Below are 23387 nucleotides of genomic sequence, written 5' to 3'. Positions count from 1 at the left end.
ATTTATAATTTCGTTGACTATACTGTGACTTATCGGCTTTGTCATGAGTTCTCAGGTTCCCCCTCAGACTTATGCTTACCGAGTTGTTAGACAGGTTGTTACAAGGTTGTAGTAAGTGTTACACAGTTAAGTTGTTACAAAGTTAGGCTGTTATGAAAGCATGTTGTAAGGCTCTCTAGTCTTAAGTAAGTGGACTCTCATCCAATCATTCACCCGGCGCCCAAGGCCGGGTTTTTTTTGTCTAAAAATTAGCCATGATCCTGGAAGCGCACATTGTGGTGCCTGATATCATTTCAGGGGAACGAGAATATACACTTGAGAAGGCCATCGAAAAGCCTTTAGGCTGAAAAATATAGTCTGTAAATAACGACTCGGTTGATTCAAAGAGGGGGCTGCTATAAGGTTGGATCTCTGAATTAACGATTGCCTGGAATCACTGTGTCAGATTTGCTATCCCCTATTGAAATTAAGTTGTGTGCCCACTATGTCGGGGATCGCTGGCGATGGCGTAACTGAGCCCTGCTTATCAGTTATTACGCTGGCTGAATCGGTTATCGATTTAGCCAAATAGATTTCAAAACTCTGCGCTATAAATGACAGAGTCGTTATGAGAATACACCATGATCCCTGAACAATTTGCCGAGCTAGCGGCTCAAAACTTCAATCGTATTCCAGTGGTTCGCGAAGTATTAGCGGATTTGGATACACCATTATCCACTTATATGAAGTTGGCCAATCAGCCATACACCTATCTACTGGAATCCGTTGAAGGCGGCGAAAAGTGGGGGCGGTATTCGATTATCGGTTTGCCTAGCCGGACCGTGTTGAAAGTCTTTGGCCATAGCGTTCGGGTGGAAACGGACGGTGAGGTGGTAGAACAAGCTGAAGTTGAAGATCCGCTGGATTTTGTAGAACAATTTCAGGCGCGTTATCGTGCTGCAGAGTTGCCTGATCTACCTCGTTTTAACGGTGGGTTAGTGGGTTATTTTGGCTATGATAGCGTCCGCTATGTGGAACAACGGTTGGCGGATAGCGTTCCTGATGATGTTATCGGCACGCCGGACATTCTGTTGATGGTGTCCGATGAGGTGGTGGTATTTGATAACCTCAGCGGTAAGTTGGTATTGATTAGCCATGCTGACCCGGCCGATGAGGATGCCCTGGGGCAAGCGCAGTTACGCTTGGATGAGTTAGTCACACGCTTGCGCTTTTCTGTACCCCATCAGGAAACTGCACCGAGCGAGCGACGTGAGGTGTTTGAATCGGAATTTAAATCCAGTTTTGGCGAGCAGCAATTTAAAGATGCCGTCGATCGGATTAAAGAGTACATCCTCTCAGGGGATGTGATGCAAACCGTTATCTCGCAGCGAATGACGATCCCTTTTACTAGTAGTCCGTTGGATCTTTATCGGGCGTTACGTTGTCTTAACCCTTCACCTTACATGTATGTGCTGAATTTAGGTGATCACCATGTGGTGGGCTCCTCTCCCGAAATTCTCGCCCGGGTTGAAGATCGTGTTGTCACGGTGCGACCGATTGCCGGAACTCGTCCTCGGGGCGAAACCGAGGCTGAAGATTTAGCACTAGAGAAAGATCTGTTAGCCGATCCGAAAGAGTTGGCAGAACATCTGATGTTGATCGATCTTGGCCGTAATGATGTTGGCCGGGTGTCGCAAATAGGTCAGGTGGAATTAACCGCTCAGATGGCGGTTGAACGTTATTCTCATGTGATGCATATCGTCTCGAATGTGATTGGCCATTTAAAACCTGAGGTATCGGTGATGGATGTGCTGCGCGCGACCTTGCCGGCGGGTACTCTCAGTGGTGCGCCCAAGGTGCGGGCGATGGAGATTATTGATGAGTTAGAGCCGGTTAAACGAGGTATTTACGGCGGAGCTGTGGGCTATCTGTCTTGGAATGGCAATATGGATACCGCGATCGCTATTCGTACGGCGGTGATTAAGGATGGTGAGCTGCATATTCAAGCCGGAGCTGGTATCGTCGCTGATTCGGTGCCTGATTCCGAATGGGATGAAACGATGAACAAAGGCCGAGCAATCTTTAAGGCCGTCGCGATGGTTGAGCAAGGGTTGGATAACCTCTGAGGCCGTTATGATCGATATGAAACCTCCTACGGGAGGTTTTTTTATGTCTTGTTTAAGTTGAAGCGTTATTTGGCTGCATACTTTGCCCGCCAGCGATTTTGTTTTGAGTGTTATGATGTTACTGGCTTTTTTGTTATATTATAACAAATATTACCTTGCAGAGTTGATCATGTTTACACAGATACCTACCAATATTATTACCGGCTTTCTCGGCGTGGGTAAAACTACCGCTATTCAACAGCTATTAAAAGATAAGCCGGCCGGTGAGCGTTGGGCGGTGCTGGTCAATGAGTTTGGGGAAATCGGTATTGATGCCAGTCTATTAGCCAACGAACAGCAGTCAACCGGCGTATTTATGAAAGAGGTGCCCGGTGGATGTATGTGTTGTGCTGCGGGTATTCCTATGCAGGTTGCACTTAGTCAATTAATTCGTCAGGCAAAACCTGATCGTATTCTGATTGAACCGACGGGGTTGGGTCATCCTTTAGAAGTCATCCGGGTATTGCAGCAGCCTCATTATCGAGAGGTCTTGGATCTGCACACGGTGATAACGCTGGTGGATGCACGTAAGCTGGTGGATGCTCGATATACCGAGCATGAAATCTTTAATCAGCAGCTACAGGTTGCCGACTTAGTGATTGCACATAAAGAGGATCTTTATAGCGGGACGGAAATGGCCCAACTGACCGATTATCTGTCCCAGCTTGAGAGTCAGGCACCGGTTGTCGGCAGTTCGAATGGTTTGTTTGATCTGTCGTGGTTGGAAGCGGCCTCTAAGCACATTGCGGATAAAGCACCGGCTGAGTCATCCCATCAACACCACGATCATTATCAGGTCGATGATGAGATCCCTGCATGTGGTTATCTGCGTAAAGATAATCAGGGGGAGGGTTATCATAGCAGTGGTTGGATTTTCAGCCCTGAATTTGAGTTTTCTTATGCCGCGTTAGAACCGTTGTTGATGGGTATAGAATCCGAACGCTTGAAAGCGGTGTTTATTACCGATGAAGGGATTTTTGCGTTTAATCAGGTCGATTCCGTTTTGAAAGTGCAGGCGCTTGATGAAGTGATGGATAGCCGAATTGAAGTGATTGATGAGGAGCCCGGCCAATGGGCCGAACTCGAACAGCAGTTACTGGCGATGGCGGTGCGTTGCTAGGCCTCTCCATCACGGTTTGGGGCGGCGATATCCAGCAAAGGTGCTGCATCGAGTGCTTCGGCATCCATCATCCCAGATACCTGTTGCAGAGCGGCGAGTATATGCAGCTGCTCTGCATTACCTAAACTTTCAAAGCGAGTGATAAAGGACTCATGTAACAACGTCGGCACGGTTTGAAAAATTTCGTCACCGGTTGTTGTCAGCCGAGCATTCACTATGCGGCGATCAGTATTGCTGCGTACCCGTTCGACCAGTTGGCGCTCTTCTAAACGATTCATAATGGTGCTGACGGTCGCTTGGCTTAACGAAACATCATCTGAAATCCGCTTAACGGTAACATCCCCCAAATCTTTGATGGCGCGTAGCACCATCACCTGTGGAATCGTCAGACCACAAGCTTTTACCACCCGTTTTGATTGAAGATCGGTCGCCCGAATGATTTTTCTCAGTTCAATCAGAACATCCTGCCAGCAGGGCATATTATCAATCATTGTCTCTGAAGACCTCTTAACTCATTGAAAAGCCGAGCGAATGTATAGCTAGGCAGGCTTGCAGCACAAATAACAGTGCGCCCAATCAAACCATTATAAACAGAAAAATAGTTTGAGTTCTAATTATTACAGGACTAATATAATCACATCAAACTATAATAGTTCAAAATAAACGTGGAGACGTCATGAGAAAATTGATTGCTGCATCGGCAATGCTGTTGGCCGTTACGCAAGTACAGGCGGCAGACGAGTGCGGAAAAGTCACCATTGCGGATATGAACTGGAGCTCGGCAACACTGATTGCCAATGTGGATAGATTTATCCTTGAACACGGTTATGGCTGCGAAGCTGAACTCGTGCCAGGGGATACCATGCCGACGGGTACCTCGATGATCGAAAAAGGTGAACCTGATATTGCTCCAGAAATGTGGAGCAACTCCATGCGTGAAGCGCTGGATAAAGGTGTGGCTGAAAAACGTCTGCGGTATGCCGGTAATTCATTGTCTGATGGTGGTGAAGAGGGTTTTTGGATACCAGAATATCTGGTTAAACAATACCCTGAGCTAGCAACCATTGATGGTGTAAAGAAACACGCTGCACTGTTTGAGCATCCAGAAGATGATAGCAAGTACGCCTTTTATGGTTGTCCAGCGGGCTGGAACTGTCAGATCAGTGCCAGCAATCTGTTTAAAGCATTGAATCTGGCTGATGCAGGTTTTGATTTGATCGATCCCGGTTCAGGTGCTGGTCTGTCAGGTTCTATCGCTAAGGCGTTTGCCCGTGAAGAGCCTTGGTTCGGTTATTACTGGGCGCCAACTGCTGTGTTGGGTAAATACAAAATGGTGAAAGTTGATTTCGGTTCGGGTATTGATAAAGATGAGTTCGTTAACTGTACCTCATCTAACGAATGTGAGAACCCTAAAGTAACCATGTATCCGCCTTCAGCGGTACAAACGGTCACCACCGAAGAGTTTGCTACCCGTGTTCCCGCGGCTTATGAGTATGCGTCTAAGCGTTCATTGACGAATAATCAGCTCAACACGCTGTTGGCTTGGATGGAAGATAATCAGGCTGATGGTGAGGTTGCTGCTGAGTATTTCCTTACTGAGCATGAAGAGCTTTGGATGCCGTGGGTTTCGGCAGACGTTGCTGCAAAAGTGAAGCAAGCTCTGCAATAATCGTTGCGGTTGAGTGCTAAAAAATCACTGCCTGATTGCCCACAGTAATCGGGCAGTGTTGTTTCTGAAAGAGGTTATATATGGCTGATGCAAGTTGGTTGAGTGAGGTACCCCAACTAAGCAGAGGGGATCTCAGGGATATCCGGAAGTTTTTAGATACTGCGTATCGCGACTTTTCCCGTGAGTACGGTGAGATGATTGAGGGTTTTTTTGACCCTTTGTTAACATTTTTAGTTTGGTTTGAAAAACTGCTATTAGCAACGCCGTGGTGGTTGGTGATTGCCATTATCGCCGTTCTTGCTTACCTATCCAGTCGTTCATGGAAGCTTAGCCTAGGTGTAGTGATATCGTTCTTTATGATCGGTTATTTCGGCATGTGGGATAATACCATGCGCACCATGAGTATTATTTTGGTGTGTACCTTCATGGCCATCGCCTTAGGGGTGCCCATAGGGATCGCCATGGCGCGCTCAGATAGGGTGCAGTCAGTGGTGACACCGCTATTGGATATTATGCAAACCATGCCAGCATTTGTGTATTTGATTCCCGTGGTGATGCTCTTGGGTATCGGAAAAATTCCGGGTGTGATTGCCGTTATTATCTATGCAATACCGCCGGTGATTCGTTTGACCAATCTCGGTATTCGGCTGGTGGATAAAGATGTGCTGGAAGCAGCAACAGCTTATGGTGCCAGCTCGATGCAGCGCTTAGTCGGGGTGCAACTGCCTTTGGCTATGCCAACGATTATGGCGGGTATCAACCAAACCATTATGATGGCGCTGTCGATGGTGGTTATCGCCTCGATGATCGGTGTTAAAGGGTTAGGCCAGCCAGTATTGAAATCCATTACTAACCAGTACTTTACGCTGGGCTTATTGAACGGCTTAGCGATTGTAGCATTGGCGATTATTTTTGACCGAGTCTCTCAGGCATATGCTAAACGGAGTCAGCGATACCTAGGGGGTATGGATAATGGGTGAATCGGGTAAAAAAGCTGCCGCGACAACACTGATTAAGATCGAAGGGCTGTATAAGCTTTTCGGGAATAATCCTAAGAAATACATGCCGCTGGTGCATGAGGGTAAAAGCAAGGATGAAATTCTGGCGGAAACGGGTCATACACTCGGTCTTAAAGATATTAATCTGACCATCAATAAAGGCGAGATTTTCGTGATTATGGGGCTATCAGGCTCCGGTAAATCCACGTTGATTCGTCATTTTAACCGGCTGATCGATCCGACTGAAGGTGTCATTGAAGTCGAAGGCACCGACGTCATGAAACTCGGGCCTAAAGAGTTGGAGCAATTCCGTCGGCACAAGATGTCGATGGTGTTTCAGCGCTTTGGATTGCTACCGCATAAATCCGTCGTCGATAATGTTGCTTATGGGCTCTCTATACAGGGTGTCAGTAAGGCTGAGAGTAAAGCGAAAGCAACCGAATGGTTAGCCACGGTTGGCTTGGCCGGCTATGAAGAACAGTATCCGGCGCAGCTCTCAGGTGGTCAACAGCAGCGGGTTGGGTTGGCTCGGGCATTGTGTACCGATGCTGAAATTCTATTGATGGATGAAGCGTTCTCCGCACTCGATCCATTGATCCGTTCCGAGATGCAGGATCAGCTGATTGAACTGCAGGAAAAACTGCACAAAACCATTATCTTTATCACCCACGATCTCGATGAAGCACTGCGTATCGGTGACCGTATTGCGATCTTGAAAGATGGTGAAATGGTACAGCAGGGTGAGCCTGAAGATATTTTGCTCAATCCCGCTAATGATTATGTTGAAGCCTTTGTACGCGATGTAAACCGTGCTCGTGCACTAACCGTCGAAACCGTGATGAAGGCACCTGCTTCACGTATCACCGCTGATACCATCGAAGACGCTTTGAAACAGATGAAAGGTTTCAAACAGGATTATGGTTATCACATCAATGATGAGGGTTATCAGGGTGTTCTGACGGAAGAGACCTTACAGGCTGCTTTTGAAGATGATAAAAAAGCAGACCTTGATTCTCTTCAGTATGAAGACTTGGACGCTATTTCGCAGGATGCGGTGCTAGAAACCGTTATTCCCGAGACTTTGAATGCGGAGTACTCTCTACCGGTCATCGATGAAGAGGGCCAAATGACAGGGCAGTTATCCCGTCAGACATTGGCCGAAGTGTTGGGTAATGAGGATACATCGGAAGAGCAGAAAAAGAGCTAGCCTCTTGGTTAATCTTTCAAAAGGCTGATGCTTAACGCGTCGGCCTTTTTTGTGGCTGACGCTTGGCAGCTAAAGTCAGTAGCGAGGTTAACTTTATTGAGTATTGGCGCCCCCTAAGGCGAAGATACGCCCGCCTTTACTGACTGAGTGAGGTTTGCCCAGCAGTTGTAATACATGCCAGGCCATCACTTGGTTACTGGTGATTACGGGAATACCCAACAGTTCTTCTAGGGTTGCAATGACCTCGATGGAGCGCAGTGCGGTACAGGATATGAATAAGGCTTCAGCGTCTGGATGAACCTGTGCTAACGCGGCTTGCTTGATTGCTTCGGGGTCTATTCGGGTGATATCTGCGTCGGCCATCACATTAAAACCGACGATATTGAGGATGTTAAGCCCTTTATCGGAAAAAAACTTGGCCACCTCTCTGTTAACTTCAGTGATATAAGGGGTGATGATAGTGAGTTTTTTGACGCCCAAGGCTAAGAAAGCCGAGGTCGCTGCCGTGACGGGGTTGGTGACTTGAGATTGCGGTTTAATTTTCTGTATTTGTTCTTTCAGCTTCTGCTCGCCAATCGCGACGGTGCCGGAAGAGCAACAAAAAGCAATCACATCGACCTGCTTTCCCGGTAGTAAGTCCGCAGTAGCACGGTTTAAATCCTGCGCCATTGCTTGAAGATTTTTTGTATTCACGGGGTCATTGAAGGCGATTCGATTGGTGATGATTGAAACCTCAGCGTCGCAGAGCAATGAGCGCATGGCATCTTCAACTAAATGGTCTGTCCGTAGGGCGATAAGGCCTATTTTCCCGCCGGGAAAATATTCGCTTTCAGCATGCTTAAAGCCAACTTCTTCCATTTTTGTCATCGCTATGTATCTCATCTCTTTTTAATTATCGCACTGTATTATGCGCCAATTGTCGGGTGATCGCGTCGAAGGGGGATTTCTCTGTTGGAGATTCAACGATGGAATAACGACACTATCGATATTAGAAAAGTGGCGGTAAGCGCTCAAGACAACAACCCTAGTATCGGCTTGGTGACATTCACCTGACTCATCTGACTGGCTGTATCAGAGGTGCTTGTCTAAATGGATTTAAGCACAATCGCTTTCATTGTTTAAATGATATAACTGAAATAAATTAATGTTTATTTTGCATATAGGGTTCCGATGTTTTCTTGTGTTAAGTCTGCGCCGCTGGTTGGGCGCACTCATTAGCGAGAGCTTAAAAGTCGCTGTTAAGGGGGAGGGCGTGAGTCACCCCTGAGACGGGGCAAAAGCGTTCTTCGCAGTGAGTCGACGGTATAAAAGGATTTAAAATAGCGGGGTATCTCTCTGTTCGAGAATCTGTTGAATCAGTTGTTGGGCAGCCTCATTTGCTAGGTTAGGGGCTTGGTGTAATGAAATCTCAGATTCACCCAAACGCGGGAAACCCTCTTTCTCATCCAGTATCCTCATACCGGGTCGTAAGTCTTTTTGAGTCAGCACGGTCACTGCGAGCCCAGATTCTACGGCGGCTTTTATGGCCTCGTGACTATGGCAGCTCAGTGCTATTTGCCAAGCCATACCCGCTTCTTCTAAGGCTGTTAGCGCTGTTTTTCGGTAGAGGCAGGGAGAAGGAACCAGTGCCAGTGGTATCGGGCCATTTGTCGGTACTTGAAAGTCTTTACTGGCCAGCCAGACTAATGGGTCTCGATAGAGTGGGGTGCCCTCGCCTGTTGGGGGGATCTGGGTAAGGATAGCAAGATCAATCGCGCCGGTATCAACCTCTGGCCGGATGTTATTACTTAAACCCACGGTGATTTCGATCTCTACATCTTTTTGAATGCGAGCAAAGCGCGCCAGTACACGGGAGAAGGGCAGTGATAGATAATCTTCCGGGGCGGCAAAGTTAATATGCCCCTGTAATGGTTTTTCTTTGAATCGCGCTTCTACCTCGTCGCACAACTGAATAATTTTCTTCGCATATTGATACAGCACATCGCCATCATCGGTCAGCCGGCAGCTTCGCGTTGTTCGATGAAATAGCTGCTGCTCTAAAGATTCTTCAAGACGTTTGATCTGATGGCTTACGGTCGATTGAGTTAAATGTCTGCTCTTGGTTGCTGCGGTAAAACTTTCGCCTTCGGCAACCGCAATGAAAGTGCGCAACAGTCCAAGGTTCATGGGCAGTCATCTCTTGATATATGGTGAAAATGAAACAATGTCTTTCATTTATATCATTTCTAAGATTTATATCAATGTGATTGAATCCATTAACGCAAAGAGGAATCGAACATGAATACATCGAAAGTTAATAAAGAAAAACCCGCTGTTGAGCGCCGTCATCAACATTCAGCTAAACCGGTTATCTGTTATGACGTTGAGTGTTTGCCTGCCTATGACGCGAGCCTCTACCAGCAAGCTAGGCAAGGTATGGAAAAAGTGTCTCAGGTTGTCGTGCCTCCCCGAGACGGCGCTTCTTTTACGGTGCCGGCGGGGCATTTCTTTCGTATTGTCAGCATCGAAGGCCCTCAGGTTGGCGATCTGAATTTATGGAATGCGAATGATCTATCTGAACGATTTTATAGTGGTAAAACACGTCAGTTACATGCCAGTCATGTAAGCACTGGTGATCGTTTATGGAGCACTCTTTCGACACTGCGTCCAATGGCAACCATTACCCATGATACTCTGGATTGGTACGGCTGGGATGAAGATGGAGCGGGTGTGCATGATGTGATCGGTACGCGCTGTGATCCCTATACCAACCATATGCTTAAAGGTGTCGATTACAACCATTGCTGCCATTCAAATCTGACCCGCGCGTTGGCGCATGCTGAAGGGGTGAGCCCTGAGATCGCTGAACCACATGTGCACGATGTGCTGAATGTATTTATGTGTACTGGATTTACGAAGGACACGCATCAATATTTTATGAAAGCGAGCCCTGTGCGCCCGGGCGACTTCATTGAGTTTTTTGCTGAGATCGACCTATTAGGGGCGTTATCCGCCTGTCCTGGTGGCGATTGCGGCAGCAGCCATTCCGATGACAGCACCGCCTGTTATCCACTGTTGGTTGAAATTTATAAACCGACCAATGATGCCTTAGCGGATTGGCAGTCACCCTCTACGAGTGGCTATAGAGGTAAACATGCTGTTTAAGTGATGTGTTGGCAACTACACCAGGTGTAGCTGCCTTGTAGTTTCGAGGCGACTTTATTCGACGTTAACGGTCACTGCCGCGGCGGCGGTTAGCGCCTTCTCTACCGCATTATCGATATCGGTTCCCCGAGCGAGTGCCACGCCCATACGGCGTTTGCCGTTGATGTTAGGTTTGCCAAATAAACGTAGCTGAGTATCGGGGGCGGCGAGTGCGACTTCGAGGTTCGCAAAGCTTAGCTGGTTTGATTCGGCCTCGACTAAGACGACAGCCGATGCCGATGGGCCATGTTGCACGATGTTCGGAATCGGCAAGCCTAAGATCGCCCGTGCGTGCAGAGCGAACTGCGATAGATCCTGAGAGATCATAGTTACCATACCGGTATCATGGGGGCGAGGTGAGACTTCACTGAAGTAAACCTCATCGCCTTTGATAAACAGTTCGACACCGAAAATGCCACGACCACCCAGTGCGCCAGTGACTTTTTCGGCGATCTCTTTGGCTCGTTCGAGGGCCTTGTCACTCATCGCTTGTGGCTGCCAAGATTCGCGATAATCACCATCTTCTTGACGGTGTCCGATCGGTAGGCAGAAACTCGTGCCCTGAATATGACGGATGGTCAGCAGGGTAATTTCATAATCAAAATTGACAAAGCCTTCGACGATCACCCGTCCCGCGCCAGCTCGGCCGCCTTCTTGAGCATAAGTCCAACTGCTGTCGATATCGGCCACTGTTTTGATGGTGCTCTGGCCTTTGCCAGAAGAACTCATAATCGGCTTAACGACGCAGGGCATACCGATCTCAGTTACGGCGTTTTCAAAATCGGTGCGGTTATCGACAAACTGGTAGTTTGAGGTTGGAATACCAAGTTCTTCTGCGGCAAGACGACGAATCCCTTCACGGTTCATAGTGAGTCGCGCAGCATTGGCTGTCGGCACCACATTGAAACCTTCCTGTTCCAAGGCAACCAGGGTATCGGTTGAGATCGCTTCGATTTCCGGCACGATATAATCAGGCTTCTCCAGTTCAATCACCCGCCGCAGTTCGGCACCATCGAGCATTGAAAAGGTGTAAGAACGATCGGCAACCTGCATGGCGGGGGCATTTTCATAACGGTCACAGGCGATGACTTCACAACCATAGCGCTGCAGTTCAATCACCACCTCTTTGCCCAGTTCGCCAGAACCACAGAGTAAAATTTTAGTTGCCGACGATGAGAACGGTGTACCGATATGAGCCATGAGGAGAGTCCTATCCTTTAAAAAGTAGGGATTATATTTCAAGAATGCGGTGGCCCCTAATATTTATGCGGATTAGAGCGCCAACCAGCCGAGTAGACCTTTGATGCTGACTAACAGCGCAGAGGCGCCGGAAACGGCTAATAACATCGGTTTTGCTGAGGTTGTGGATAACTTGCCATCAATTTTTCGGGCTAAAAAGAAACCGAGAAACAGCCCTGGAACTATTTTTAGACTCAGTTGGGCGCTGTGCCAGTCGAGGCTGCCTTTATAGATCAGCATTAACAGGGATATCGGTGTGCCGATCAACAGAAAGGCGGCGATCTCGCTACGTGCGGTAATCCTATCCTGTTGCTGATAAACCAGTGCTATCGGTGGCCCGCCTACGGAGGTGGCTGTGCCCCCCACACCGGAAAAGAAGCCGCCGATGATTAGATTGACGGGGGTGGCCGAAATATTAAACCGCCATAGGCTGAGCAACACGGCGGTCAGTACGGAAAAACCAAAAAAGAGGCTGAGGGCATATTGTGGTAGCGCGACTAACAACGCTGCACCGCACCAAGCACCGGGGATTCTAGCGATGATAGCGGGCATGACCCGTCGCCAGCGCAGGGCATTAGGTTCCCGTATGACCATCATTAAGGCTAAACCAAAGCCGACGAGCAAGACCGGGCCGGGTACATAAGCGGGATTGATCAGATAAAGTAAGGGTGCAGCCAGTAAGCCATAACCGATGCCTACGACAGTTTGTAGGGCAATGCCACAGGTGACGATCAAGACGGCCAGTAGTTCCGGCAGGGTATATAACATGGTTTCCAGCTATTCACGAGTGAGGTGACAGTATGCCTGTGGATAGGGCGGACGGGTATGGTTGGATGAAAAAATGACCCGGCAACGGAAGTGCAGTCAGCTGCCGGGTCATGGGGTGGCCTGCGGGATGAGGTATCCAACAGGCCATACGCACGATAATGAACGAGTTAGCGTCCGCCTGCACCCTGACGGGAGCGTTCGGTATTGGCGACTAAAACACCGTCGCCAATACGGTTAATCTCAGCCCAGAGTTCGGTATCGATAGCGATACCGTCATCTACGCTCTGTTCTTTATTCAGCTGAATCTGTTCTGCGCTGATATGCCGAGCTTTATAATTACCCTGTGATTGCTGCAGTGATGAGGCTAGATTGACCCGTGAACTACAAATAATCGTAAGCGCTTGTTTGTCATCGATATGTGTTGCTAGGTTTGTCACCGCTTCACTGTAACTCGGGTAACGCTCGCCGGCTTTAATAGCGGCGGTGTGTTCGGTAATGGTTTGACTGCCGTTTTGCCAATAAGCGGTGACGCTGATACCTCGGCGACCACAGTCGGTCAGTGCCTTGAGGATAAACATACGGTTGTGACAGTTATGTACGGTAACGGTTGCGATACCGTTTTCCAGTGCTTTGGCATGGGCGAGATCAACGGAGGCGGCGATACAGTTCAAGGCGCTACGGTCATGGCTGTCGATAACGGCAGCCGTACTGTCTTCATAGATCACCGTGCTGAGCGGTTTGCTGCTATCGTCACCGATATAGGGCAGCGCGCTTTGTAACTCTTTAAGGCCATCTAGACCATGTTTTTCTAACCAAAGAATCATATTGGCGGCATCTTCATAATTGCCAACATAGTAACCCGTAGCTTCAAAGCAGCGTCGCAACGCCGCTTTCAACTCAGTCATTGAAATATGCATTAGCGTGCTCCTTGTGCGTCGGGGGCCAGTGGCATAAACCAGTCGTCATTAAATGTTTTACCAATATCTTCCAGCAGTGGCGCGCCTTGAAACATGGTATTGCGCACCCAAAGCTTAGAGCGCGGATCAAATTTACCGACGCCAAAGCAGGCGAGCTTAGCGCGTAGCAGATGCATGGGCATAATCTCGCGATCCAGTAAATTGGCCTGAATATCTCCGTAAAGACAACGGTTCATGCTTTGAATACGGCGCACGATGCCACGTAATTTAGGTTGTGCAACCATAAATCGGGCGGTGGAATGCTGTGGATATTCGAGCATATAATCGCACAGTTGGTCATAGCATTTGCGCACTGCATAGCCGACGCCTAACGCCATCTGTTTATCCTTGCCTTCGTCTTCCCGGGTGTCTCCCAAACGAGGCTCCATTTTTTCTTCTGAACGATACCAGAACGTATCTTTTGCGCCGTCTGCGGCAAAATCCAGTTTTAACGCCCACTGATAACGCTGTTCAATGACCTGCTTCAGTTGTTGCAGCGGCATCACCGGATCAAGATCCAGAAACTCTTCGACACTGTAATGGCCTTCGAGGTCGTCGACCAGTTCTGGATAGAGCTCCAACATCACCGATATCAGCATCTCTTGACCCTGAAGCGAACAGTTTTTCTCGCTCCAGTCGAGCAGTGCATCCCAGCTTTCGATCCCTTGGGCGCAGTGTTGCTCAATCGCCTGCAGGTCAACCAACACCTGGCGGTTATGTACTGTTTGCCATGCATCTTCAGTGACGGTCTGTTCGGTATGGACGGTGCAACGTTGCAATAGCTGTGGAAACTGTTGCAGAACACGCTGGTTGATGTTGCCCAGTACTCGGATTCTGGCCAATGCCAACTCACGCATCTCGATCCACTGGTTGATTAGCTGTGGGTGGTTGATCAGATAGGGAGCCATACCTAAGCCGGTGGAGTTGCCGATGCCGAAGAAGCGCTTAATATCGGCCTGCATTGGGGTGTAACTGTCGGGGCTACGATGCTGGGCGATATGTTCAGCCTGCAGCAGGCTGAAGTTGCGCAACATTAGACAAACAAACATTTCGGCAGCGAATGGACGGGCAAAATCAGCATGACGAGTGGCGACCTTTTCCCAATCGGCCATGCCGAGTTTGCCACTACCGTAGACGGCGGTGGTGCGATATAGATAGCCTACCCGGGCAATCTGAGCGATGTCCGGCTGTTCACCCTTGGCGAGCTGATCGACAACATAGTCGAAATTACGGGCACTGCGGTTGGCGCGGGAGAGAACAAATACGCGGGCGTCGACACGGCCCGCTTCCTGTTTAGGTACATTCTGGCGCAGTTTGGACAGATAAAGGTCGTCTATTTCCCCTTCGACCAGCGCCATGGTTAGATCCCACTGAGTGGCAATCACCCGGTCATTGCGGTCTTCGGCAGAGAGGTAGTCGGAAAACAGCACAAAGCTATAGCATTTGTGGGGTGTTTTGATGCTATAGATAACGCTGCCGTAGCCCTGCTCATCGAGCTCAAAGCGGCTGGGGGCGATCTGCCAGCGCTCGCGCATAATACGTCGTACCAAGGTGCGCATGAAACTTAACCGGCTCTGATGTAGCGCGCCGAGCCTTTCTAAGTTCATAACCTGGTCTGCTGGACGTAAGGGGAGTGCATTTTCCCCTCGTAGAGCAGCCTGTATAGCAGCGGGCATGGTCATTGTTATTCTCCTCATAAATAGCCGCACATCGTTTTTTATCATTGAACCTGTCGATGTGTCCAAAACCTTAAACAGGGTTTGTTCTGTTCGCTGAGCAGCAAGCTAGGGTTTAGTAGCAGCGCGTAGCGGAACAGGGAGTTAGACGGCAAGACGAAACCTATCGATGATGTTGTCTCATCTTATGGTTTCATTTGAAAGCCATCTTGAGCATCCTGTTCGTATGAGGGTTATCATGGGCTATACCGAGGATCACATACAAATCAGAAGGTTATATCGCTTAATAAGCAAAACTTATCAAAACCCTTCAAACTATTATTTTTCCTATAAATTTCCATCGCTCTTTGTCACTCAAGGGTAAACATTTTCCGTCGCTGCTGATTTACACCGCATGATTACTGGCGAGAATAAAGTCGACTAGAGCCTGTGCCGATGGTGTCAGCGATTTATTCGTCAGTTTGACGATCCCTATTCGGCGCACGACGACGGGGGCGCTCAGAGGAATGAAGCATAGGGTTTGACTGTCTTTGGGTACGGCATAGCGGGGCAGGGTGGTGACACCAAAGCCGGCTTCCAACATGGCGATGAGTGAGATCATACTCGAGACGTAGATCTGTGAGTCATGAATCAAGGACTCAGCTTCACTGCCTTCAAACAGGCGAGATGTGCCGTTACTGATTAGTCGATGATGACGCAGTGCCTGCCAGTGCAGTTCTTTATATTCAGTCAGCGGGTGATTGATCGGGCAGACAACGCCGATTTGATCTTCCCAGATAGGAATAAAACTTTTGTCACTGTGTTCCTCTTCATGAAATAGGTGGGCAATGCCGAAATCGACCTGCTGGTTCTCCACCATACGATAAACCGCTGCAGAGTTGTCATCGAAAAAGCTGATATGCAAGTCCGGTGTATCTTTAATAAATTCGAATAGTAGTTCAGGCAAGACCTGACTGGCAATCGATGGCACGGATGCAAGCCGCAGGTGACCGGTTTTATGCTCGGCGAGTAGGGTCATGTCTTCGGCAATTCGATCGTGATGCTCAATCAGTTCTTTGGCTTTCGGTAGAAAGTATTTGCCAAAGGGGGTCAGTTCAGTCTTAGCGGTTTTCGCATTGCGCTTTTCAAATAACGATTCACTTAGCTTATTTTCGAGATCGCGAATCGATAGCGAGATAGCCGGTTGAGTACGGTGGGCTTTCTCTGCCGCGGCATGAAAACCTTTAAGTTCGGCCACCCAGACAAAATGACGCAGTTGAGTAATCTTCAGTTCCGGTAGCATCGTCGACTCCAGGCATGTGATCAGGAAGGGATTCTAAATAAGGAAACCTTATCAATGAATATTATTTATTAATTATTCTTATTGAATCACAGAATCTATGATGGATCTATCAACATTCAGGAGGTCAATATGTCTGATTCAATTTTTCGTAATTACATTGCAGGTGAGTGGGTTGAGGGTAATAGCGGCCATGTGGCCAATATCAGCCCAGCGGATACCCGTGATGTGATCGGTCTGTATGCGCAGGCCGATAAGGCTCAGACAGACGCGGCTATTGCAGCGGCTGCGGTTGGCCAGCTTGAATGGCAAAAGAGTGGTCTAGAACAGCGTTATTCAGTGCTCATGGCGATCGGTGATGAGTTGATCGCCCGTAAAGATGAACTGGGTGAGTTGCTGGCCCGAGAAGAGGGTAAAACGCTGGCTGAAGGTGTCGGTGAAACCTACCGCTCGGGGCAATTCTTCCATTACTATGCCGCTGAAGTGTTACGCCAGATGGGTGAAACAGCTGATTCTGTTCGCCCAGGCATTGAGATTGAAACCCGACGTGAGCCGGTGGGTGTGGTTGGTATTATCACCCCATGGAATTTCCCGACGGCGACCGGTGCGTGGAAGATAGCACCTGCTTTAGCCTTTGGTAATGCGGTGGTCTGGAAGCCTGCCAATCAGGTGCCGGCATCGGCATGGGCACTGACCGAGATCATCGCCCGTCAGGGGCTTCCGGCTGGCACTTTTAACCTCGTTATGGGGCCGGGGGCTGAGGTCGGTGATACCTTGATTAACTCCCGTGGTATTAACGCACTTACCTTTACCGGATCATTGGAAACCGGGCGTAAAGTAGCTGCAGCAACGGCGGTTAATCTGGTCAAGTGTCAACTCGAGATGGGCAGTAAGAATGCGCTGGTGGTGCTCGATGATGCGGATCTTGATAACGCGGTTGAGTGTGCCGTCGGAGGCGCGTTTGGTGGTACGGGTCAGAAGTGTACTGCGTCTTCCCGTTTAATCGTGACGGAAGGTATTCATGATCGCTTTGTCGCTGCGATGGTGGAGCGGATGAAGCAATTGGTGGTTGGTCATCCGCTGAAAGCGGGTGTTCATATTGGTGCCGTCGCTGATGCTCGTCAGATGGAGCAAAACCTGAATTACCTGGCGATTGCCAAGGCTGAGGGTGGCACGCTGGTCTACGGTGGTGAGGTGCTGACCGAAGAGACCGAAGGCTATTATATGCAACCGGCGTTATTCACGAACACGACTAACGCGATGACGATTAACCGTGAAGAAGCGTTCGCTCCCATCGGCTGCATTATCAAAGTGAAGGATTATGACGAAGCCTTGGCGACCCTGAATGATACGAACTTCGGTTTGACCGGCGGTATCTGTACTGAATCACTGAAATACGCGACTCACTTCAAACGCAATGCCAAAACAGGTTGTGTGATGGTGAATTTGCCAACAGCAGGCACCGACTACCATGTGCCCTTTGGTGGTCGCAAGGATTCCAGCTTCGGTCCACGTGAGCAAGGTAGCTATGCTAAAGAGTTTTACACCATCGTTAAAACGACATACATCCGTGGCTAACGGAGGCTAATCATGCATGATTTACAAAAACAACCGGCGCACATGGCGTTGCATAACGATCTGATTGTGGTTGATGGCTTACAGTATTCAAACTGGAGCCGCGATATCTTCGAACAGCTACGTGACGGTGGTGTGACGATGGTCCATGCGACCATTGTGTATCACGAACAGATTCGTGAAACCCTGCTGCGAATCGCTGAGTGGAATCGTCATTTTGAGATGAACAGCGATCTGATTATGCCGGTGAGAAGCGCTGCAGATATCCGCTTAGCGAAACAGTTAGGTAAGGTTGGCGTCATGTTTGGTGCGCAAAACTGCTCACCGATTGAAGATGATATCGGCATGGTCGAGGTGATGCGTGAGCTGAACCTGATGATTATGCAACTGACCTATAACAATCAGAGTTTACTGGCTTGTGGTTGCTATGAAGCGCATGACAGTGGCGTCACACGGTTTGGTCATCAGGCGATTAAAGAGATGAACCGGGTCGGCATGATTGTGGATATGAGTCACAGTGGCGAACGCAGCACGCTGGATGCAATCGAGATTTCTGAACGGCCCATCGTGATCTCCCATGCTAACCCTTCGAGCTTTCATGCGGCTAAACGCAATAAATCCGATCAGGTGCTGAAAGCGCTGGCGGAGTCGGGAGGACTATTGGGCTTTAGCCTTTATCCGTTCCATCTAAAAAATGGCCCGGATTGTAGCCTCAATGAATTCTGCGACATGGTCGCTAGCACTGCTGATCTGATGGGGATTGATCATATTGGCATCGGTACCGATCTGTGTCAGGAGCAGCCGTTGTCTGTTCTGGAATGGATGCGAAATGGTCGCTGGTCAAAAGCGATGGATTATGGCGAAGGCTCAAAAGCCAATGCGGACTGGCCCCGGCCGTTGTCCTGGTTTCGTGACAGTCGAGACTTCCCGAATCTAACACAGGGGCTGTTGACTCGAGGGTTTAGCACCACGGAAGTAGGCAAAATTATGGGGCTGAACTGGCTTAACTTTCTGGATGAAGGGCTTAAGCCGCAATAATCCAAGGCAGGATAGATAGTTTAATGCTGTTTATGATTCAGCCAACTGAGAGTCCTGTCTGGATCATAGATTTACCTGATAATTAATAAATATAAAGATCCGTCAGGAGACGACTATGAGTAACGCAACGCAAGCTGTTGTTACCGGACAACAGGTTTTGAATGATGAGCCAGAGATGGCAGGTAAGAAATTATTGGCCGGTGTTGATCTGCCAGTTTTTTTGATTAGTGGGGGCGTGTTAGTACTGTTTGTGGCATTAGCCTTGTACGACATTGATATGATGAGTGGTTGGGTCAATACGGGGTTTGCGATATCGACTCAATATTTTGGCGCTTATTGGCAGGTGCTGTTGCTGCTCACCTTCGTCATCGGCCTGATGTTGACGATAGGGCGGACGGGCTCGGTTGTTTTAGGCGGCGTTAAAACCCCAGAAATGCCACGATTTCAGTGGATTTCGGTGATTATGTGTACGCTCTTAGCGGGTGGTGGTGTGTTTTGGGCCGCCGCAGAGCCAATGGCTCATTTTACTTCGCCGCCACCTCTGTTTGCGGCGACTGAAGCGGGTACGGTTGGCGCGGCTTATAATGCATTAGCGCAGAGCTTTATGCACTGGGGATTCCTTGCATGGGCGATTCTCGGCAGCCTGACAGGCATTGTGTACATGTATCTGCATTATGAAAAAGGTTTGCCGTTAAAGCCGCGCACACTGCTCTATCCGGTGTTTGGCGATAAGGTGATGACCGGTCCTTTTGGGGCGATAGTTGATTCCAGTTGTGTGTTAGCCGTGGTGGCCGGCACCGTTGGGCCGATCGGCTTTCTAGGGTTACAGGTTAGCTTTGGTTTAGAAAAACTCTTCGGCATTCCTGATACTTATGCCACTCAGGTGATGATCTTGGTCGCCTTAATCTGCATCTATACGCTCTCGGCAGTAACAGGCGTCACGAAGGGGATACAAATGCTGAGCCGAGCGAATGTGATTCTCGCGGTGATTCTCATGGCCTTTATTCTCCTGTTTGGCCCGACCGCTTTTATTATCGACGGTTATTTGCAGTCCTTCGGAATCTATCTGAACCAGTTTATCCCGATGGCGACGTTCCGCGCTGATACAGGCTGGTTGGATTGGTGGACGGTGTTCTTCTGGGGTTGGTTTTTAGGTTACGGTCCGTTGATGGCGATGTTTGTCGCGCGTATCTCTAAGGGACGCACTATTCGTGAAATGATCCTACTGATCTCGGTTGTGGCACCGATTATTACCTGCTTCTGGTTCACCATTGTTGGTGGCAGTGGGCTGGCCTATGAACTGGCCAATCCTGGGGTGATCTCTGAGCCTTTCACCGGCTTTAACCTACCGGCGGCGCTGTTGGCAATTACCGATCAGTTACCCATGGGCTTTATGATCTCGGTGCTGTTTCTGGTGTTGACCACTATTTTTGTTGCGACCACCGGTGACTCAATGACCTATGCCGTATCGATGGTGATGACTGGTACAGATCATCCGCAGAGTTCGGTGCGCGTATTCTGGGGTGTGATGATGGGGGTTGTGGCGGCGCTATTAGTTTCGATAGGCTCCGGCGGGATCTCAGCATTGCAGTCATTTATCGTTATCACCGCCGTGCCAGTATCGCTTGTTCTGTTGCCCTCGCTTTGGACGGCTCCGCAAATCGCCCGCAAGATGGCGGACGAGCAAGGCTTGTAATGCGGTTGAACTCGACTGTTTAAGGGGATCAACCATAAGGTTTGCCTGAGTGATTAATATCGCTAGGCAAGCATTATGTGAGGCACCGATTTAATTGATATATTTAAAAGTGAATTGCTATGAAACACGCTGTAAAAACCGATCTGTTCGCCTCGAAAGCGCCGCTTGAGTGGGCTGTTATCGCCAATGGTCAATTGTCCACCGCGCAGATTCCGATCAATGCGCAAGGGCAAGTGGTGGACGGCGGGATTGAAGCTCAAGCACGTCAGACGATGGACAACTTTAAACACACCATTGAAGCGGCTGAGCTGACGATGGATGATGTGACCCAAGTACTGATATACGTGACTGATCGCGATCTGTTACCGGTCTTTAATCGAGTGTATGCAGATTATTTCGCTGCCCCTTATCCGAATCGTGCTGCGATGGTGGTTGCGGGGCTCGCGCGGGAAGAGATGCTGTGTGAAATAGTCGCCTATGCGGCGGTGCCTAGCGTTTGAATCGAGCGTTGCTCTGTGCTTGTGATATGCCTTAAAAAAACCGCCTTATGGCGGTTTTTTTAGTTGTAGCTTTGTTGATGCCGTTTTTTATTTACGCCATTTGGCCCATGGGTCATCATCGTTATCGGATGAAGCTTGGGTTGGTGTTGTGGTTTTTCGTTCCGGCTTCCAGCGTTCTTGTTTGTCCCGAGCATTTTCCTCTTTACTCGAATAGCCCTGCTTGCCGTTAGAGCGGCTGCTGCGGTAGCTTTTGGTTTTGCCATGCTCAGCCGCTTTCAGCGCCTGTTTTTCACGCATCCGTTCGGCATCTTCGAGGCTGAGTTCTGCAGGTTCTCGCGGCGTTTGGCCTTCGGGGATAATACGGTCTCTAGGGGATAGGGCAAACTGCTCAGATGAAACCCGAGGTAGGTTCTTAAATTTATACAGGTAAAAGATTTCTACCTTCTCCCGCGCCCAATCGGTTTTCTTGAGAAATTTCACACTGGACTCAATGCTTGGGTTGGTTTTAAAGCAGTTGATGTTCAGGTAGGCATACAGAATCTCGAAGCCGTAGTGATCGACTATCTGAGTTAATAACTCTTTTAAGCCGAGACCGTGTAGTGGGTTGTTTTGGTAATTGATCTCGTCAGTCATAATAATGTCCGGCAATAGCGGCCTGTGGATGTTTTGAGTATAGATAAGTATGGGCATCATACCTGTCAGCGTCCAGACAACCTAGCCTAAAGCCGTGATTCAAGCCCATTTATCAGCCAACCGTCGTCCATTGCCGAGACAGTGAACCTTTTTCGATGATAATACGTATTCAATAAACCGCTTAATATTGATGATTTTACCTTGGGGTTATTGGCCCTATTGTCATCTGGCGACTTCATTCTGTTCTGTTAGACTAGGAACCGGTCAGTGATAAAAATAATTGAAAAGGATTCATATGCCATCAGTCAGCAACGCTATCATCCGCATCAAAAACCTGCGACTGCGTACCTATATAGGCTTTAACCCTGAAGAACGTGAAAAACTGCAAGATGTGGTGATCAATATTGAAATTCATTACCCGGCGGCGAAAGCGGCCATCAGTGATGATGTTGAAAAAGCGCTGAACTATAAGGTTGTCTGTAAGGATATTATTCAGCATGTGGAAGAAGGTCACTTTCTGTTATTAGAGAAGCTGGTGGGTGATGTATTGGAGATCGCTAGCGCTCATCCTTGGGTAACCTTTGCTAGCGTTACTATTGATAAGCCTCATGCACTGCGATTTGCTGATTCGGTCTCCTTGACGCTGGAAAAACATTGCTGTTGATTGACGGCTCGGCTAAGCGTCTTGCCTGTTTTTTGCTCTAAGAGTAAAACCTAGGCGGTACTGTATTAAAGCACTACCGTCATATAGGAAAAGAGTTGTAGCGTTCATCATATTCGTCTTGCGTTGACAGGGCTGAGCGTTAGCGTTTAAGTGTGTTGTTCACCCAGCCATAAAGTATTAGCTATGTGAAACGTGCATCGAATTTTGGTAGTGCTGTTATAAGCTGTGATAGAATTTGAGCCCATAAATTGTAGAGATTTTACTTTGTTTTTATCGCTGGCCTCGCTTGCTTGTTAATATCGCTAAGCTGACTCTACATTAAACCAATATACGACTGCTCACATGTCTCTAGGCCTGTTCTCTGGCCTGTTTACAGTTTCCAATTGAGAGTATGCGTGTGGATATGGCCATGATCACGTCACTAGCCTATGCCACATTGTCAAAGAGGTAAAACTTGTATGCTACTGATGATCGATAACTACGACTCGTTTACCTATAACGTCGTGCAATATCTGGGTGAGCTGGGCGCTGATGTTCAGGTGTACCGTAATGATGAAATTACGATTGAACAGATTGAGGCACTTAAGCCGGATCAGTTGGTGATCTCTCCGGGGCCCTGTACGCCAAATGAAGCGGGTATCTCAGTCGAGGCGATTAAGCATTTTGCTGGTAAACTGCCTATTTTTGGTATCTGTTTGGGTCATCAGAGTATGGGGCAGGCGTTTGGCGGCGATGTGGTACGTGCGCGCCAAGTGATGCACGGCAAAGTGTCACCGGTTTATCACCATAATACGGGGGTTTTTAAAGGGTTGGAAAATCCGGTCTCCGTTACCCGTTATCATTCGCTGGTGATTGATAAAAATACTCTGCCAGACTGCCTTGAAATCACCGCCTGGACCCAGAATGATGATGGTTCGATGGATGAGATTATGGGCGTGCGACATAAAGAGCTGGATTTAGAGGGGGTTCAGTTTCACCCCGAGTCGATCCTGACTCAGCAAGGTCATGACCTGCTGCAAAACTTTTTGAATCGAGGATAACA

At 48.7% G+C, this 23387-nt stretch carries 21 protein-coding genes; 12 read left to right on the top strand and 9 right to left on the bottom strand.

Going from position 1 to position 23387, the window contains the following annotated elements:
• Positions 1-620 precede the first annotated feature (620 nt).
• Positions 621-2105 (top strand): anthranilate synthase component I, encoded by a 1485-nt coding sequence (gene trpE, locus AC0L4K_RS15490; RefSeq protein WP_473267053.1) that lies wholly within the window; start codon positions 621-623, stop codon positions 2103-2105.
• Positions 2106-2274: 169 nt separating this feature from the next.
• Positions 2275-3264, top strand: coding sequence for a CobW family GTP-binding protein (locus AC0L4K_RS15485; RefSeq protein WP_473267051.1), 990 nt, complete (start codon positions 2275-2277; stop codon positions 3262-3264).
• On the opposite strand, the gene AC0L4K_RS15480 is transcribed toward AC0L4K_RS15485, so the two are convergent.
• A complete protein-coding gene (locus AC0L4K_RS15480; protein ID WP_473267049.1) occupies positions 3261-3755 on the bottom strand; it encodes a MarR family winged helix-turn-helix transcriptional regulator in 495 nt (164 codons plus the stop codon). The two genes, AC0L4K_RS15485 and AC0L4K_RS15480, sit on opposite strands and share 4 nt — an antisense overlap.
• Positions 3756-3940: 185 nt before the next feature.
• Here AC0L4K_RS15480 and AC0L4K_RS15475 point away from each other — a divergent pair, with 185 nt between their 5' ends.
• The 3 genes from AC0L4K_RS15475 to AC0L4K_RS15465 all read left to right on the top strand — a co-directional run bounded on the left by AC0L4K_RS15475 (position 3941) and on the right by AC0L4K_RS15465 (position 7138).
• On the top strand, positions 3941-4933 hold the full coding sequence (locus AC0L4K_RS15475) for an ABC transporter substrate-binding protein (protein ID WP_417223907.1): 993 nt from the start codon (positions 3941-3943) through the stop codon (positions 4931-4933).
• Between the two features lie 80 nt (positions 4934-5013).
• The gene (locus AC0L4K_RS15470; protein ID WP_473267047.1) at positions 5014-5913 is read left to right on the top strand and encodes an ABC transporter permease; all 900 of its coding nucleotides are present in this window, start codon (positions 5014-5016) and stop codon (positions 5911-5913) included.
• Positions 5906-7138 carry a quaternary amine ABC transporter ATP-binding protein gene (locus tag AC0L4K_RS15465; RefSeq protein ID WP_417223910.1) on the top strand — a complete coding sequence of 411 codons (1233 nt, stop codon included), beginning with the start codon at positions 5906-5908 and terminating at the stop codon, positions 7136-7138. Before AC0L4K_RS15470 ends, AC0L4K_RS15465 begins: the two co-directional genes overlap by 8 nt.
• Before the next feature lie 93 nt (positions 7139-7231).
• Here AC0L4K_RS15465 and AC0L4K_RS15460 read toward each other — a convergent pair whose 3' ends face one another.
• Together AC0L4K_RS15460 and AC0L4K_RS15455 are read right to left on the bottom strand one after the other, a co-directional pair.
• Complete coding sequence (locus AC0L4K_RS15460; protein WP_473267045.1) at positions 7232-8005, bottom strand: maleate cis-trans isomerase family protein; 774 nt, start codon at positions 8003-8005, stop codon at positions 7232-7234.
• 447 nt (positions 8006-8452) lie between these two features.
• Positions 8453-9304, bottom strand: a complete 852-nt coding sequence (locus AC0L4K_RS15455; RefSeq protein ID WP_473267043.1) for a LysR substrate-binding domain-containing protein — start codon at positions 9302-9304, stop codon at positions 8453-8455.
• Between the two features lie 111 nt (positions 9305-9415).
• On the opposite strand from AC0L4K_RS15455, the gene AC0L4K_RS15450 reads away from it, so the two are divergent.
• Positions 9416-10282, top strand: coding sequence for an urea carboxylase-associated family protein (locus AC0L4K_RS15450; protein ID WP_473267041.1), 867 nt, complete (start codon positions 9416-9418; stop codon positions 10280-10282).
• A 54-nt stretch (positions 10283-10336) separates the two neighbouring features.
• On the opposite strand, the gene purT is transcribed toward AC0L4K_RS15450, so the two are convergent.
• The 5 genes from purT to AC0L4K_RS15425 all read right to left on the bottom strand — a co-directional run bounded on the left by purT (position 10337) and on the right by AC0L4K_RS15425 (position 16242).
• Positions 10337-11521 (bottom strand): formate-dependent phosphoribosylglycinamide formyltransferase, encoded by a 1185-nt coding sequence (gene purT, locus AC0L4K_RS15445; protein ID WP_473267039.1) that lies wholly within the window; start codon positions 11519-11521, stop codon positions 10337-10339.
• Between the two features lie 72 nt (positions 11522-11593).
• Positions 11594-12328: a TSUP family transporter gene (locus tag AC0L4K_RS15440; RefSeq protein WP_473267037.1), complete on the bottom strand. Its 735-nt coding sequence runs from the start codon at positions 12326-12328 to the stop codon at positions 11594-11596.
• Positions 12329-12495: 167 nt separating this feature from the next.
• Positions 12496-13245: a DUF3726 domain-containing protein gene (locus AC0L4K_RS15435; protein WP_473267036.1), complete on the bottom strand. Its 750-nt coding sequence runs from the start codon at positions 13243-13245 to the stop codon at positions 12496-12498.
• Positions 13245-14966 (bottom strand): hypothetical protein, encoded by a 1722-nt coding sequence (locus tag AC0L4K_RS15430; protein WP_473267034.1) that lies wholly within the window; start codon positions 14964-14966, stop codon positions 13245-13247. The genes AC0L4K_RS15435 and AC0L4K_RS15430 overlap by 1 nt, the downstream gene beginning before the upstream one ends.
• Positions 14967-15345: 379 nt before the next feature.
• Entirely contained in the window at positions 15346-16242 is an 897-nt protein-coding gene (locus AC0L4K_RS15425; protein ID WP_417223923.1) for a LysR family transcriptional regulator, read from the bottom strand.
• A gap of 129 nt (positions 16243-16371) precedes the next feature.
• Here AC0L4K_RS15425 and AC0L4K_RS15420 point away from each other — a divergent pair, with 129 nt between their 5' ends.
• From AC0L4K_RS15420 to AC0L4K_RS15405, 4 genes are all read left to right on the top strand, one after another.
• Complete coding sequence (locus AC0L4K_RS15420) at positions 16372-17817, top strand: aldehyde dehydrogenase family protein (protein WP_473267032.1); 1446 nt, start codon at positions 16372-16374, stop codon at positions 17815-17817.
• Between the two features lie 48 nt (positions 17818-17865).
• Complete coding sequence (locus AC0L4K_RS15415) at positions 17866-18852, top strand: dipeptidase (RefSeq protein ID WP_473269233.1); 987 nt, start codon at positions 17866-17868, stop codon at positions 18850-18852.
• 115 nt (positions 18853-18967) lie between these two features.
• Positions 18968-20548, top strand: coding sequence for a BCCT family transporter (locus tag AC0L4K_RS15410; RefSeq protein ID WP_473267030.1), 1581 nt, complete (start codon positions 18968-18970; stop codon positions 20546-20548).
• A 119-nt stretch (positions 20549-20667) separates the two neighbouring features.
• On the top strand, positions 20668-21048 hold the full coding sequence (locus AC0L4K_RS15405) for a RidA family protein (protein ID WP_417223930.1): 381 nt from the start codon (positions 20668-20670) through the stop codon (positions 21046-21048).
• An 87-nt stretch (positions 21049-21135) separates the two neighbouring features.
• Here the strand turns inward: AC0L4K_RS15405 and AC0L4K_RS15400 are convergent, their stop codons facing one another.
• Complete coding sequence (locus AC0L4K_RS15400) at positions 21136-21681, bottom strand: VF530 family protein (RefSeq protein WP_215951468.1); 546 nt, start codon at positions 21679-21681, stop codon at positions 21136-21138.
• Positions 21682-21976: 295 nt separating this feature from the next.
• Between AC0L4K_RS15400 and folX the strand changes: the two genes are divergently transcribed.
• Positions 21977-22345, top strand: coding sequence for a dihydroneopterin triphosphate 2'-epimerase (gene folX, locus AC0L4K_RS15395; protein ID WP_417223933.1), 369 nt, complete (start codon positions 21977-21979; stop codon positions 22343-22345).
• Positions 22346-22803: 458 nt separating this feature from the next.
• Positions 22804-23385, top strand: coding sequence for an aminodeoxychorismate/anthranilate synthase component II (locus AC0L4K_RS15390; protein WP_417223935.1), 582 nt, complete (start codon positions 22804-22806; stop codon positions 23383-23385).
• The last annotated feature ends 2 nt before the right edge of the window (positions 23386-23387 follow it).

It is taken from the genome of Amphritea sp. GJ51-11 (genome assembly GCF_055808735.1).
This window is presented reverse-complemented; position numbering and strand designations above follow the sequence as displayed.

What these genes read in the sequence shown, in the direction of transcription:
- AC0L4K_RS15405 (WP_417223930.1), top strand. Translation starts at nt 20,668, where the DNA reads ATGAAACACGCTGTAAAAACCGATCTGTTCGCCTCGAAAGCGCCGCTT.
- AC0L4K_RS15470 (WP_473267047.1), top strand. Translation starts at nt 5,014, where the DNA reads ATGGCTGATGCAAGTTGGTTGAGTGAGGTACCCCAACTAAGCAGAGGG.
- AC0L4K_RS15465 (WP_417223910.1), top strand. Translation starts at nt 5,906, where the DNA reads ATGGGTGAATCGGGTAAAAAAGCTGCCGCGACAACACTGATTAAGATC.
- AC0L4K_RS15440 (WP_473267037.1), bottom strand. Translation starts at nt 12,328, where the DNA reads ATGTTATATACCCTGCCGGAACTACTGGCCGTCTTGATCGTCACCTGT.
- AC0L4K_RS15460 (WP_473267045.1), bottom strand. Translation starts at nt 8,005, where the DNA reads ATGACAAAAATGGAAGAAGTTGGCTTTAAGCATGCTGAAAGCGAATAT.
- AC0L4K_RS15420 (WP_473267032.1), top strand. Translation starts at nt 16,372, where the DNA reads ATGTCTGATTCAATTTTTCGTAATTACATTGCAGGTGAGTGGGTTGAG.
- trpE (WP_473267053.1), top strand. Translation starts at nt 621, where the DNA reads ATGATCCCTGAACAATTTGCCGAGCTAGCGGCTCAAAACTTCAATCGT.
- AC0L4K_RS15450 (WP_473267041.1), top strand. Translation starts at nt 9,416, where the DNA reads ATGAATACATCGAAAGTTAATAAAGAAAAACCCGCTGTTGAGCGCCGT.
- AC0L4K_RS15410 (WP_473267030.1), top strand. Translation starts at nt 18,968, where the DNA reads ATGAGTAACGCAACGCAAGCTGTTGTTACCGGACAACAGGTTTTGAAT.
- purT (WP_473267039.1), bottom strand. Translation starts at nt 11,521, where the DNA reads ATGGCTCATATCGGTACACCGTTCTCATCGTCGGCAACTAAAATTTTA.
- AC0L4K_RS15390 (WP_417223935.1), top strand. Translation starts at nt 22,804, where the DNA reads ATGCTACTGATGATCGATAACTACGACTCGTTTACCTATAACGTCGTG.
- AC0L4K_RS15485 (WP_473267051.1), top strand. Translation starts at nt 2,275, where the DNA reads ATGTTTACACAGATACCTACCAATATTATTACCGGCTTTCTCGGCGTG.
- AC0L4K_RS15475 (WP_417223907.1), top strand. Translation starts at nt 3,941, where the DNA reads ATGAGAAAATTGATTGCTGCATCGGCAATGCTGTTGGCCGTTACGCAA.
- AC0L4K_RS15425 (WP_417223923.1), bottom strand. Translation starts at nt 16,242, where the DNA reads ATGCTACCGGAACTGAAGATTACTCAACTGCGTCATTTTGTCTGGGTG.
- AC0L4K_RS15455 (WP_473267043.1), bottom strand. Translation starts at nt 9,304, where the DNA reads ATGAACCTTGGACTGTTGCGCACTTTCATTGCGGTTGCCGAAGGCGAA.
- AC0L4K_RS15480 (WP_473267049.1), bottom strand. Translation starts at nt 3,755, where the DNA reads ATGATTGATAATATGCCCTGCTGGCAGGATGTTCTGATTGAACTGAGA.
- AC0L4K_RS15435 (WP_473267036.1), bottom strand. Translation starts at nt 13,245, where the DNA reads ATGCATATTTCAATGACTGAGTTGAAAGCGGCGTTGCGACGCTGCTTT.
- AC0L4K_RS15430 (WP_473267034.1), bottom strand. Translation starts at nt 14,966, where the DNA reads ATGACCATGCCCGCTGCTATACAGGCTGCTCTACGAGGGGAAAATGCA.
- AC0L4K_RS15400 (WP_215951468.1), bottom strand. Translation starts at nt 21,681, where the DNA reads ATGACTGACGAGATCAATTACCAAAACAACCCACTACACGGTCTCGGC.
- folX (WP_417223933.1), top strand. Translation starts at nt 21,977, where the DNA reads ATGCCATCAGTCAGCAACGCTATCATCCGCATCAAAAACCTGCGACTG.